Consider the following 12567-nt stretch of genomic DNA (forward strand, 5'->3'; position numbering starts at 1 on the left):
CAAGACAAAGAACCGGCTTTGCAGGATAATAGCCGGCTGTTTTCAGTGGTCCGCCTGCCGGCGGGCTGGCCATAAAGCGGCTAGTGTGAGCGTTGCCGCCCGAGCCTGACAACCCTGGAGTGTGCGGTTTGATCGTCTTCCGCTATTTGTCCCGCGAACTGTTGGTCACCTTGAGCGCGGTGAGTGCCGTGCTGCTGGTGATCATCATGAGCGGTCGCTTCATCAAGTATCTGGCTCAGGCGGCCCAGGGCATTCTCGACCCTGACGTGCTGATGTACATCATGCTTTACCGCATGCCCGGCTTCTTGCAGCTGATCCTGCCGCTCGGCCTGTTCCTGGGCATTCTGCTGTCTTATGGACGGCTGTACCTGGAAAGCGAAATGACCGTGCTGTCGGCCACCGGCATGAGTCCGCAACGCCTGCTGCTGTACAGCTTCGGCCCGGCCACGCTGGTGGCCCTGCTGGTCGCCTGGCTGAGCTTGGGGCTGGCGCCGCAAGGGGTCACGGCGTCCTGGCGCATCTTCAATACTCAGGACTCGCTGACCGAATTCGATACCCTGGTGCCGGGGCGCTTCCAGTCTATGCGCGGTGGCAGTTCGCGGGTGACGTATGCCCAGGAGCTGTCGGATGACCGCAGTGAACTGGGCGGCATCTTCATCAGCGAAAAACGCTTTTCCGGCGACAGGTCGAAGGAGAAGGGCATTACCGTGCTGGTTGCCGAGAGCGGTCGCCAGGAAATCCAGCCCGACGGCAGTCGCTACCTGATTCTGGAGAATGGCTATCGCTACGATGGCAACCCAGGGGAGGCGGATTACCGGGCCATTCAATACGACACCTATGGCGTGCTGATGCCCAAGCCGGAAATTCGCCAAGAGGTCACGGCCATCGAGGCGGTGCCCACCGCACAACTGTTCAACAGTAATAACCCCAAATATGTGGCCGAGCTGCAGTGGCGCTTCTCGCTGCCGCTGCTGGTGTTCGTGGTAACGCTGTTGGCGGTGCCGCTGGCCAAGGTCAATCCGCGCCAAGGTCGCTACCTGAAACTGTTGCCGGCCATCTTGCTGTACATGAGCTACCTGGCCTTGCTGATCGCGATGCGTGGCTCGCTGGAAAAGAACCGGATTCCGGCCTGGCTGGGCCTTTGGTGGGTGCATGGCCTGTTCCTGTCCATCGGCCTGGCCTTGCTGTACTGGGAAGCGATGCAGCTGAAATGGGCGTCCTGGCGCGCGGCAAAACGGGAGGTGGCGCGTGGTTAAGCTGGACCGCTACATCGGCAGCAGTGTGCTGTTCGCAATCATTGCCGTGCTGGGGATCATCGTTGGCCTGGCCATCTTGTTCGCCTTTATCGACGAGCTGGGCGACATCTCCGAAACCTACACGCTGCTCGATGCGCTCAGCTATGTGTTGCTGACCTCGCCGCGTCGGCTCTACGAAATGCTGCCCATGGCCGGTCTGATTGGCTGCCTGGTCGGCCTCGGCACGCTGGCCAGCAACAGCGAGCTGACCATCATGCGCGCCTCCGGCGTCTCCCTGGGACGGATCGTCTGGGCAGTGATGAAGCCCATGCTGCTGCTGATGATGCTGGGTGTGGTGATTGGCGAATACGTCATGCCCTGGACAGAAACTGTCGCCCAGGCTAATCGCGATCTGGCCCAAGGTGGCGGAGAGGCGCAAACCTCCAAGCACGGGCTCTGGCACCGTCAGGGCGACGAGTACGTGCACATCAACGCTGTGCAGCCCGGTGGCGTGCTGTTGGGCGTGACGCGTTACCGCTTCGACGATGAGCGCCGTCTGGAAACCGCCAGTTTTGCCCGCCGTGCGCAATACCACGACGATTACTGGCAGCTGGATGATGTGGTGACCACCGAGTTTGCCGAGCGTGAAACCCGCGTGAACAAAACCGCCAGCGAGCGCTGGGATGTTGAGCTGACGCCGCAACTGCTCAGCACGGTGGTGATGTCACCGGACGCCTTGTCGATCACTGGACTGTGGAATTACGCCCGCTACCTCAATGAGCAAGGCCTGAACAGCGGCCGCTATTGGCTGGCCTTCTGGGTCAAGGTGCTGCAGCCTCTGGTCACGGCCGCGCTGGTCTTGATGGCGATTTCCTTCATCTTTGGGCCACTACGCTCGGTTACCTTGGGTCAGCGGATTTTCACCGGCGTGCTGGTGGGTTTTGTGTTTCGTATTGTCCAGGACCTGCTCGGACCTTCGAGCCTGGTGTTCGGTTTTCCACCGTTGCTCGCCGTGGTGTTGCCGGCCATGGTGTGCGGAATTGCCGGGGTGTGGATGCTGCGTCGCGCGGGCTGACCGGCCGTTTCAAATTACTTGCGTTGTCGCCGCCAGGCACGGGCGGCGACGATCAACAGGGTCACGATGGTCAGCGGTACGGCATAGCCGAGCATGGCAGTGGCGAATGTGCGTGCCAGCGGTTGGCCCGTGGTAAACAGCGCCAGATAAAGGATGTAGGCCAGGTAATAGCCGAGAAACAGCAGTCCTTCCCAGCGGCTGATGCGGTAGCCGGCAAAGAACACCGGCAAGCAAGCCACCGCCACGGCGGTCATTACCGGGAAATCGAACGCCAGAGCGTTAGGCGAAACCGACAAGCCCGGCGCGGCCAGCGCACTCAGGCCCAGCACACCCAATAAATTGAATAGATTACTGCCAACGATGTTGCCGACGGCGATGTCGCGCTCGTTCCTGAGCGCGGCAAACACCGAGGTGGCCAGCTCTGGCAACGACGTGCCGGCTGCCACCAGGGTCAGGCCGATGATCAGTTCGGACAGGCCCAAGGTCCGTGCCAGCGCCACGGATCCAGTGATCAGCCAGTCAGCGCCGACCACCAGCAAGCCCAGCCCGGCCAGCATGCTGAGCACAGCCTTGAGCGCCGAGGCGTGGGTTTCTTGCGCGGCAGGTGCAGACGCCGGCTGCGGCTGGATGGCGGCGCCTTTGCGAGCATGCACATAGAGCGCCGCCAGGTAGCCCAGCAGGCAGGCGAACAGCACGAGTCCGTCAAGCAGGCTGTAATGCTGGTCCAGGGCGAGCAGCCAGGCGAGCAGGCTGGCTCCGATCATCAGAGGCACGTCGAGGCGTACAAGCTGTCGGCGAACCTGCAGGGGCGCAATCAGTGCGCACAGACCAAGAATCACCAGTACGTTGAAGATGTTGCTGCCCAGCACATTGCCGACGGCGATATCGCCTTGCCCATTGAGGGCCGAGCGCAGGCTGACGGTCAGCTCCGGGGCGCTGGTGCCGAAGGCCACCACCGTCAGGCCAATCACCAGCGGCGGAATGCGCAGCCACCTGGCCAGACGGCTGGCGCTGCTCACCAACAGGTGGGCCCCGACCGCCAGCAGCAGCAAGCCCGCTGGGATAAGCATCAAGAGCGTCAAGGGCATGGGCAAAAAGACTCCAGGCCTGGGCGCGCTGCGCCGCGAGGAGAAAAGAAGGGGTTAGGGGTGCGTCAACGAAGCGACGACCGATCCAAGTCTAGTGGCCTGTACGCGAGTTGATTAATTCAGTTCGGATAATCGGGTTCTAAGAGCACGGCGCTGCGATGAGTCAAAGCAGGCTATGGCGAAGATGCAGCGCAATATCGGACCTTGGGCGCCGAAAATTTAGCCAATTGAACTAACCAGACAGGCTGCTAGTGGTTCAGGCGCTGTAGGCGCACCGGCGCCACGCCCCGGTCGAGCATGCCGAGCTTTTCGGCAGCCTTGCGCGATACATCAATGACTCGGCTGCCGACATAGGGACCGCGATCGTTGATGCGCACCACCACACTGCGCTTGTTGGCCAGGTTGGTAACCCGTACCAGCGTGCCAAACGGCAGGCTGCGATGGGCGGCAGTCAGTGCATGTTGATTGAAGGGTTCACCGCTGGCGGTTTTCTTGCCGTGGAAGCGCTTGCCGTACCAGGAGGCTTTGCCTTCGCGGGTCTTCAGCTGGCCTTTGATGCCTGTGGCATTCGCCTCTGGGGGGAACAGGGAGCCGTGCATGGGGTTGGAGCAGGCAGCAAACAGAGAGAGGGTAAAGAGCAGAACTAAACGCATGGAAACTCCGGGGGCGGCACCGAGGCGGCGCCCTGCACGTCGCAAGCCAGTCAGGCTTAGCGACGTGCAGTCGACGCGCATATGGGCCGCATGCGGCTGAGGTATCAGCTTTCGAGCTTTTTCTTCAGCAATTGGTTCACTTGACCGGGGTTGGCCTTGCCTTTGGAGGCTTTCATGGCCTGGCCGACGAAGAAACCGAACATCTTGCCACGCTTGGCTTCGTCGCTGGCCCGGTACTGCTCGACCTGTTCAGCGTTGGCGGCCAGTACCTCATCGAGCATGGCCTCGATGGCGCCGACGTCGGTGACCTGCTTGAGGCCCTTGTTCTCGATGATCTCATCGGCGGAGGCGCCCTCACCGGCAGCCAGTGCCTCGAACACCATCTTGGCCAGCTTGCCGCTGATGGTGTTGTCCTGGATGCGCTGGATCATGCCGCCCAGCTGTGCGGCGGAGACCGGGGACTGTTCGATATCCAGGCCTTCCTTATTGAGCAGACTGGACAGCTCGCCCATCACCCAGTTGGCGGCCAGCTTGGCGTCGCCGCAGACTTGCTGGACAGCTTCGAAGTAGTCAGCCAGCTCGCGGCTGGCGGACAGCACCGAAGCGTCGTAGGCGGAGAGGCCGAATTCGCGCTCGAAGCGTTCGCGCTTCTGCGGCGGCAGCTCGGGCAGCTCGGCGCGCAGCTCATCGAGGAAGCTTTGCTCGATCACGACCGGCAGCAGGTCAGGGCAGGGGAAGTAACGGTAGTCGTTGGCTTCTTCCTTGCTGCGCATCGAACGGGTTTCGTCCTTGTTCGGATCGTACAGGCGGGTTTCCTGCACCACGGTGCCGCCGTCCTCGATCAGCTCGATCTGACGCTGCACTTCGTGGTTGATGGCCTTTTCGATGAAGCGGAACGAGTTGACGTTCTTGATCTCGGCGCGCGTGCCGAATTCGGCCTGACCTTTTGGGCGCACCGAAACGTTACAGTCGCAGCGCAGCGAGCCTTCGGCCATGTTGCCGTCGCAAATGCCCAGGTAGCGCACCAGGGAATGCATGGCCTTGACGTAGGCGACGGCTTCCTTGGCCGAACGGATATCTGGCTCGGAAACGATTTCCAGCAGCGGCGTGCCGGCACGATTGAGGTCGATGCCGCTCATGCCGTGGAAGTCTTCATGCAGGCTCTTGCCGGCGTCTTCTTCCAGGTGCGCGCGGGTGATGCCGACACGCTTGATCGTGCCGTCTTCCAGGGTGATGTCCAGGTGGCCCTTGCCGACGATAGGCAGGTCCATCTGGCTGGTCTGGTAGCCCTTGGGCAGGTCCGGGTAAAAGTAATTCTTGCGTGCAAAAACGTTCTTTTCGGCGATCTCGGCGTCGATGGCCAGGCCGAACTTGCACGCCATGCGTACCGCTTCGGCATTCAGCACCGGCAGGGTGCCGGGCATCCCCAGGTCAACCAGGCTGGCCTGGGTGTTGGGCTCGGCCCCGAAGGTGGTGGCACTGGCGGAGAAGATCTTCGACTGGGTGCTGAGCTGGGCGTGGATTTCCAGCCCGATCACGGTTTCCCATTGCATCTGTTTAGTCCTCAAAAACCTTCGGGAGCGCGCTGGTGCCAGTCGCTGACCTGTTGATACTGATGCGCCACGTTGAGCAGGCGAGATTCCTGGAAGTAGGGCGCCAGCAGCTGCACGCCCACCGGCAAGCCATCGACGAAGCCGGCCGGCATCGACAGGCCGGGAATACCGGCCAGGTTGGCGGTGATGGTGTAGATGTCTTCCAGATAGGCCGACACAGGATCGTTGGTTTTCTCGCCCAGCTTCCAGGCCGGGTTGGGCGTGGTCGGGCCGAGAATCACGTCGACCTCGTTGAAGGCGGCGACGAAGTCGTTCTTGATCAGGCGGCGAATCTTCTGCGCCTTGAGGTAGTAGGCGTCGTAGTAGCCGGCCGACAGGGCGTAGGTGCCCACCATGATGCGGCGCTTCACTTCGGCGCCAAAGCCTTCACCGCGCGAGCGCTTGTAGAGGTCTTCGAGATTGACCGGGTTCTCGCAGCGGTAGCCGAAGCGCACGCCGTCAAAACGCGACAGGTTAGAGCTGGCCTCGGCTGGGGCGATCACGTAGTAGGCAGGAATGGCGTGCTGCATGTTCGGCAGGGAGATGTCCTTCACCGTGGCGCCAAGTTTCTTCAGCTCCTCGACCACGGCCATCATCTTTTCGGCGATACGCGCATCCAGGCCAGCGCTGAAATACTCCTTCGGCAAGCCGATGCGTAAACCGGCCAGCGGCTGGCTAAGGGCCGCGAGGTAATCGTCCAGCGGCTGCTCGACACTGGTGGAATCCTTGGTGTCGAAACCGGCCATGGCCTGCAGCAGCAGGGCGCAGTCCTCGGCGGTGCGGGCAATCGGGCCGCCCTGGTCGAGGCTGGAAGCGTAGGCAATCATGCCCCAGCGGGAGACGCGGCCATAGGTGGGCTTGAGGCCGGTGAGGTTGGTCAGCGCTGCCGGCTGGCGGATCGAGCCGCCGGTGTCGGTGCCGGTAGCGGCCGGGACCAGGCGCGCCGCGACAGCTGCGGCGGAACCGCCGGACGAGCCGCCGGGCACGCGTTCCAGGTTCCAGGGATTTTTCACCGCGCCATAGAAGCTGGATTCGTTGGAGGAGCCCATGGCGAACTCGTCCATGTTCAGCTTGCCGAGGGTCACGGTGCCCGCGGCGGCGAGTTTCTCCACCACGGTGGCGTTATAGGGCGCCTGGAAGTTGTCGAGCATCTTCGAGCCGCAGCTGGTGCGAATGCCCTGAGTGCAGAACAAGTCCTTGTGGGCAATCGGAGCGCCGAGCAAGGTACCGGTTTCACCGGCGGCGCGCCGGCTATCGGCGGCTTTGGCTTGCTCCAGAGCCAGGTCTTCGGTAACCGTGATGAAGCTGTTCAGTTGTGGGTCGAGTTGCCGGATGCGGGCCAGCAGGTCGCGACTCAGCTCTTCGGCGGAGAATTGCTTGGCGGCCAGCGCACGGGCGATTTCGGCCAGGGTCAGTTGGTGCATGGGAAACCCTTATTCGATGACTTTTGGCACGAGATACAAGCCGCTTTCCACGGCCGGGGCGATCGCCTGGTAAGCGTCGCGGTGGTTGTCTTCGGCGACCAGGTCGGCGCGCAGGCGTTGCGTGGCCTCCAAGGGGTGGGCCAGCGGCTCAACGTCTTGGGTATCGACGGCCTGCATGGCATCGACCAGGCCGAGAATGCTGTTGAGGGTCTCAGTGGTGCGGGGAAGTTCCGCCTCATCCAGGCCTAAACGGGCCAAATGGGCGATCTTTTCCACGTCGGAGCGTTCGAGCGCCATCGGGAGTCTCCAGATAAAGCAGCAAAAAAGTCAGACTAGAACGAGCAGCGGTTTCGTCTGGCAGAGTGTTCGATACAGGTGCGGCGTCGCCTGGCTGATCCGCCAATGCACCGTGTGAAAAAAGGTTTCTGGGGTGCATTGTTAGGGGCGGGACGGGGGACTCTAACAGGTCGCCTTGTCCCGGTTTGCCTTGCCTGAAGCGCTCGAGCCTCTGCTAAAAGCCGTGTTCGCAGGCCCTGCGGCCTGATATGGCCTGGCAATCTAACACAGAGGGAGCCTTGCCCAAAATCCTCGTCATTGTTAGAGTCGGCGCTCTTTTCCCCACGCGTTGCCCTAGGGTCCCTGTCCAATGTTCAAGAAACTGCGTGGCATGTTTTCCAGCGATCTCTCGATCGACCTGGGCACAGCCAATACCCTGATTTATGTGCGCGAACGCGGCATCGTGCTTGACGAACCCTCTGTCGTAGCCATTCGCAGCAGCGGCAATCAGAAAAGTGTGGTTGCAGTGGGCACCGAAGCCAAGCGCATGCTCGGTCGTACGCCGGGCAACATCAATGCCATCCGCCCGATGAAGGATGGGGTGATCGCCGACTTCAGCGTCTGCGAAAAAATGCTCCAGTACTTCATCAACAAGGTGCATGAAAATAGCTTCCTGCAACCCAGTCCGCGTGTGCTGATCTGCGTACCGTGCAAATCCACTCAGGTCGAGCGCCGCGCGATTCGTGAGTCGGCCCTGGGTGCCGGCGCGCGCGAAGTATTTCTGATCGAGGAACCGATGGCCGCTGCCATCGGTGCCGGCCTGCCGGTTGAAGAAGCCCGTGGTTCGATGGTCGTCGACATCGGTGGCGGCACCACCGAAATCGCCCTGATTTCTCTGAACGGGGTGGTCTACGCCGAGTCCGTGCGTGTCGGTGGCGACCGTTTCGACGAAGCCATCGTCACCTACGTGCGCCGCAACTACGGCAGCCTGATCGGCGAATCGTCCGCCGAGCGCATCAAGCAGGAAATCGGCACGGCCTTCCCGGGCGGCGAAGTGCGCGAAATGAATGTGCGTGGCCGTAATTTGGCTGAAGGTGTACCGCGCAGCTTTACCCTCAACTCCAATGAAGTGCTCGAAGCACTGCAGGAGTCCTTGGCGACTATCGTCCAGGCGGTGAAGAGCGCGTTGGAGCAATCCCCGCCGGAACTGGCTTCGGACATTGCCGAGCGCGGTCTGGTGCTGACTGGCGGTGGCGCGCTGTTGCGCGATCTGGACAAGCTGCTCTCCCAGGAAACCGGGCTGCCGGTGATCATCGCCGAAGAGCCGCTGACCTGCGTGGCGCGGGGCGGTGGTCGTGCGCTGGAGATGATGGATCGTCACTCCATGGACCTGCTGTCCACGGAATAAGGCTCCACGCCGCGCCGGCGGTTTCAGGCTTGCTCTGCCTTGCCTGAGATTCGCCGCCTGGAGCCTGCCGTTGTGAGGAGCGAGCCATAAAACCATTATTCGCCAAGGGTCCGTCGCTGAGTGTACGCCTGCTGGCGTTCACCGTGCTTTCGGCTGTGCTGATGGTGGTGGATGCCCGTTTCGATGCGCTCAAGCCGGTGCGCAGTCAGCTGGGCCTGATTCTCACGCCGGTCTACTGGATTACTGACTTGCCGTTGCGCGCCTGGGAAGGCATCAGCGAGCAATTTGCAAGTCGCAGCGAGTTGCTGGCGGAAAACCAGAAGCTCAAGGCTGAAGCCTTGCTGCTGCAACGCCGACTGCAAAAGCTGGCCACGCTCACTGAGCAGAACGTACGACTGCGTGAACTGCTCAACTCCTCCGCGCTGGTGGACGACAAGGTCATCGTTGGCGAACTCATTGGCCTGGACCCTAATCCTTTCACCCAGCGCATCATTATCGACAAAGGCGCCCGCGATGGTGTGTTTGTCGGTCAGCCAGTGCTGGATGCCAGTGGCCTGATGGGGCAGGTGGTGGAGGTGATGCCCTATTTTTCACGGGTGTTGCTGATCACCGATGTCACACACAGCATTCCGGTCCAGATCAACCGCAACGGCTTGCGGGCCATCGCGTCCGGCACCGGCAACACCGAATACCTGGAACTGCGCCATGTTGCGGAAACCGCGGATATTAAAGTGGGCGACTTGCTGGTGAGTTCCGGGTTGGGCCAGCGCTTCCCGGCCGGCTACCCGGTGGCGCAGATCAAGGAAGTCAATCACGACAGCGGTCAGCCTTTCCTGCAGGTACGTGCGGAACCTACAGCGATGCTTAACCGCAGCCGCTATCTGTTGCTGGTTTTCAATGACTCGCGCAGCCCGGAGGAGCGCGCCAGCGCCGCAGCGGAAGCCCAGTTGCGGGCGGATGGCAAACTCTCCGAGCCGGTCGCGCCAGAGCCTGCAGGCTCCAAGCCCGCAGAGCCTGTGGCCGATGACCAGGAGCCTCAACCATGATGTCCGAGCGCCCCAACAATGGCTGGGTGATCTGGACGACCATGGTGCTGGCCCTGCTGCTGAGCATGGCGCCGCTGCCCAGTACCCTGGATCTCGCCCGTCCTCTATGGTTGGCCTTGGTAGTTGCGTACTGGGCGTTGGCCTTGCCCCATCGCGGCGGCATGGCGATGGCCTGGGGCTTTGGCCTGGCGGTGGATGTGCTCTCCGGCTCGTTACTCGGGCAGCACGGCCTGCCGCTGGTGCTGGTGGTGTTTCTCGTGCTCAGCTTGCAGCAGCGGCTGCGCATGTTTCCCCTCTGGCAGCAGGCAACCGTGCTGTTGGTCATTTTCGGTCTGGCGCAGTTGGTGCAGTTGTGGCTCAACACGCTGACCGGCAATCGCCCGCCGACCTTGCTGTTCCTCATTCCTGTCTTGGTCAGCGCAGTGCTCTGGTTCTGGTTGTTCCTGGCCATGCAATGGCTGCGGCTGCGCTTTAACGTACGCTGAAGTTCCTCCGTAATCTGGCCGATATAGCCCGCTGAACCCTGGAAGTTGCGCTTTGCGGGTTCCGGCACCCCCAGGGATATGCGACCCTTGGTCGCGAAATTCGCGCGCCTGATTTCAGCGCAATCCAACCTCAACTGTTTTTAAGGATTCGGCATGCCTGCGCTGATTCTTGCCTCGGCGTCGCCCAGGCGCCGTGAACTGCTCACCCAGATCGGCGTGCCGTTCTCCGTCCTGTCCGTCGATATTGATGAAACCGTCTTGCCGGGCGAAGAAGCGCGAGCGTACGTGCAGCGCTTGGCGCACGCCAAGGCGCTGGCCGCGCTGGCGCGTAGCGAAGATCCCAAGGCTTGTGTGCTGGGGGCGGATACCACGGTAGTGCTGGATGGGCGAATACTGGGCAAGCCGGCTGATCGAAAGCAGGGCCTGGAGATGCTAGGCGCTTTATCGGGACGTGAGCACCGCGTCTTGACGGCCATCGCGCTCGCCGACCGTGCGCGCTGCGAGGTGCGCCTAAGCGAGAGCCGAGTGTGTTTTCGTCCCGTTTCGACTGTCGAAGCCGAACGGTACTGGGACAGCGGTGAGCCGGCCGACAAGGCCGGCGGCTATGCCATTCAGGGATTGGGCGCCGTCTTTGTCCGAGAACTGCAGGGCAGCTACTCGGGTGTGGTGGGCTTGCCGCTCTGCGAGACCGCACAACTGTTGGAAGAATTCGGTATGCAATGCTGGAGCGACACGCGCTGAAGGCGATAGGCTGGCAATGGAAATGCGCAACAGGGCCGGGCGCGACAAGACCGACCTTGAATGTTTTTAACGGGAAACGGCCATGAGCGAAGAAATACTGATCAACATCACGCCAATGGAGTCGCGCGTTGCGGTGGTGGAAAATGGCGTGCTGCAGGAAGTGCACGTCGAGCGCACACAAAAGCGCGGCATCGTGGGCAATATTTACAAAGGCAAGGTTGTCCGGGTGCTGCCCGGGATGCAGGCGGCGTTCGTCGATATTGGCCTGGAACGTGCGGCGTTCATCCATGCCTCGGAAATCTCCACCCGCGAAGGCAGCGCGGTCGAGCCGATCAGCGCGCTGGTGCATGATGGGCAGAGCCTGGTTGTGCAGGTCACCAAGGATCCTATCGGCAGCAAAGGCGCACGGCTGACCACCCACCTGTCGATTCCCTCGCGCTACCTGGTGTACATGCCGCGTACCAGCCATGTCGGCATATCCCTGAAGATCGAGGGGGAAGACGAGCGCGAACGCCTCAAGCAGGTGGTGGCCGATTGCGTGGCGATTGAGGGCATTCAGCAAAGCGGCGGCTTCATCCTGCGCACCGCTGCGGAAGGGGCCGGAAGCGATGAGATCCTCGCGGACATCCGCTACCTGCACCGGTTGTGGGACCAGATCGGCGGACAGACGCAAACCGCCTCGGCGCCGTCAGTGATCTACGAGGATCTACCCCTGGCGCTGCGCACCCTGCGCGACCTCGTGCACCCACGCATCGAGAAGATCCGCATCGACTCGCGGGAAACCTTCCAGAAGGTGAGTCAGTTCGTGGTTGAGCTGATGCCGGAAATTGCTGACCGTCTTGAGCATTATCCCGGTGAGCGACCGATCTTCGATCTGTATGGGGTCGAAGACGAGATTCAGAAGGCCTTGGAACGCAAGGTCCTGCTCAAGTCCGGCGGTTATCTGATCGTCGACCCGGCCGAGGCGATGACCACCATCGACGTCAATACCGGCGCCTTCGTCGGTCATCGTACCCTGGAAGAAACGATCTTCAAGACCAACCTCGAAGCAGCCATGTCCATCGCCCGTCAGCTGCGCCTGCGCAATCTGGGCGGGATCATCATCATCGACTTCATCGACATGGAGGACGAAGAGCATCGTCGCCAGGTGTTGCGCACCCTGGAGAAGCAGGTGGAGCGCGATCACGCGAAGACCAACATCATCGGCATCACTGAGCTGGGTCTGGTACAGATGACGCGCAAGCGCACCCGCGAAAGCCTCGAACAGATTCTTTGTGAACCCTGCGCCAGCTGTCAGGGGCGTGGCAAGCTGAAAACCCCGGAAACCATCTGCTACGAGATTTTTCGGGAGATTTTACGCGAGGCGCGCGCGTTCCAGGCCGAAGGCTATCTGGTGCTGGCCGAGCAGAAAGTAGTTGATCGACTGCTTGATGAGGAGTCGGGCAATGTCGCCGATCTTGAAGCCTTCATTGGCCGCACAATCAAGTTTCAGGTCGAGGCCATGTATTCGCAAGAGCAATACGATGTGGTCCTGCTCTGAAGGT

General features: G+C 61.6%; 12 protein-coding genes. 7 read left to right on the top strand and 5 right to left on the bottom strand.

Annotated features, from left to right (window positions below):
- Positions 1 to 128 precede the first annotated feature (128 nt).
- Both lptF and lptG read left to right on the top strand, forming a co-directional pair.
- Entirely contained in the window at positions 129 to 1256 is a 1128-nt protein-coding gene (gene lptF, locus ACTV8E_RS12840; protein ID WP_443199734.1) for an LPS export ABC transporter permease LptF, read from the top strand.
- Complete coding sequence (lptG, locus tag ACTV8E_RS12845; protein ID WP_251834826.1) at positions 1249 to 2310, top strand: LPS export ABC transporter permease LptG; 1062 nt, start codon at positions 1249 to 1251, stop codon at positions 2308 to 2310. Before lptF ends, lptG begins: the two co-directional genes overlap by 8 nt.
- 14 nt (positions 2311 to 2324) lie before the next feature.
- Here lptG and ACTV8E_RS12850 read toward each other — a convergent pair whose 3' ends face one another.
- The 5 genes from ACTV8E_RS12850 to gatC form a co-directional block, all read right to left on the bottom strand.
- Complete coding sequence (locus ACTV8E_RS12850) at positions 2325 to 3398, bottom strand: calcium/sodium antiporter (RefSeq protein ID WP_443199735.1); 1074 nt, start codon at positions 3396 to 3398, stop codon at positions 2325 to 2327.
- 248 nt (positions 3399 to 3646) lie between these two features.
- Positions 3647 to 4051: a septal ring lytic transglycosylase RlpA family protein gene (locus tag ACTV8E_RS12855; RefSeq protein ID WP_443199736.1), complete on the bottom strand. Its 405-nt coding sequence runs from the start codon at positions 4049 to 4051 to the stop codon at positions 3647 to 3649.
- Positions 4052 to 4155: 104 nt separating this feature from the next.
- Positions 4156 to 5604, bottom strand: coding sequence for an Asp-tRNA(Asn)/Glu-tRNA(Gln) amidotransferase subunit GatB (gatB, locus tag ACTV8E_RS12860; protein WP_251834829.1), 1449 nt, complete (start codon positions 5602 to 5604; stop codon positions 4156 to 4158).
- Between the two features lie 11 nt (positions 5605 to 5615).
- Positions 5616 to 7067 (bottom strand): Asp-tRNA(Asn)/Glu-tRNA(Gln) amidotransferase subunit GatA, encoded by a 1452-nt coding sequence (gene gatA, locus ACTV8E_RS12865; RefSeq protein ID WP_443199737.1) that lies wholly within the window; start codon positions 7065 to 7067, stop codon positions 5616 to 5618.
- A gap of 9 nt (positions 7068 to 7076) precedes the next feature.
- Positions 7077 to 7364, bottom strand: a complete 288-nt coding sequence (gene gatC / locus ACTV8E_RS12870; protein WP_443199738.1) for an Asp-tRNA(Asn)/Glu-tRNA(Gln) amidotransferase subunit GatC — start codon at positions 7362 to 7364, stop codon at positions 7077 to 7079.
- A 349-nt stretch (positions 7365 to 7713) separates the two neighbouring features.
- Here gatC and mreB point away from each other — a divergent pair, with 349 nt between their 5' ends.
- The 5 genes from mreB to rng all read left to right on the top strand — a co-directional run bounded on the left by mreB (position 7714) and on the right by rng (position 12563).
- Entirely contained in the window at positions 7714 to 8751 is a 1038-nt protein-coding gene (mreB, locus tag ACTV8E_RS12875) for a rod shape-determining protein MreB (protein WP_251834832.1), read from the top strand.
- Between the two features lie 116 nt (positions 8752 to 8867).
- Entirely contained in the window at positions 8868 to 9797 is a 930-nt protein-coding gene (gene mreC, locus ACTV8E_RS12880) for a rod shape-determining protein MreC (protein ID WP_443199797.1), read from the top strand.
- A complete protein-coding gene (mreD, locus tag ACTV8E_RS12885; protein WP_251834833.1) occupies positions 9794 to 10282 on the top strand; it encodes a rod shape-determining protein MreD in 489 nt (162 codons plus the stop codon). Before mreC ends, mreD begins: the two co-directional genes overlap by 4 nt.
- 153 nt (positions 10283 to 10435) lie before the next feature.
- Positions 10436 to 11023 carry a Maf family protein gene (locus ACTV8E_RS12890; RefSeq protein WP_443199739.1) on the top strand — a complete coding sequence of 196 codons (588 nt, stop codon included), beginning with the start codon at positions 10436 to 10438 and terminating at the stop codon, positions 11021 to 11023.
- Between the two features lie 82 nt (positions 11024 to 11105).
- Entirely contained in the window at positions 11106 to 12563 is a 1458-nt protein-coding gene (gene rng / locus ACTV8E_RS12895) for a ribonuclease G (protein ID WP_251834835.1), read from the top strand.
- The last annotated feature ends 4 nt before the right edge of the window (positions 12564 to 12567 follow it).

This window comes from Pseudomonas sp. B392_1p (assembly GCF_052245235.1).
Taxonomy (GTDB): domain Bacteria; phylum Pseudomonadota; class Gammaproteobacteria; order Pseudomonadales; family Pseudomonadaceae; genus Serpens; species Serpens gallinarum.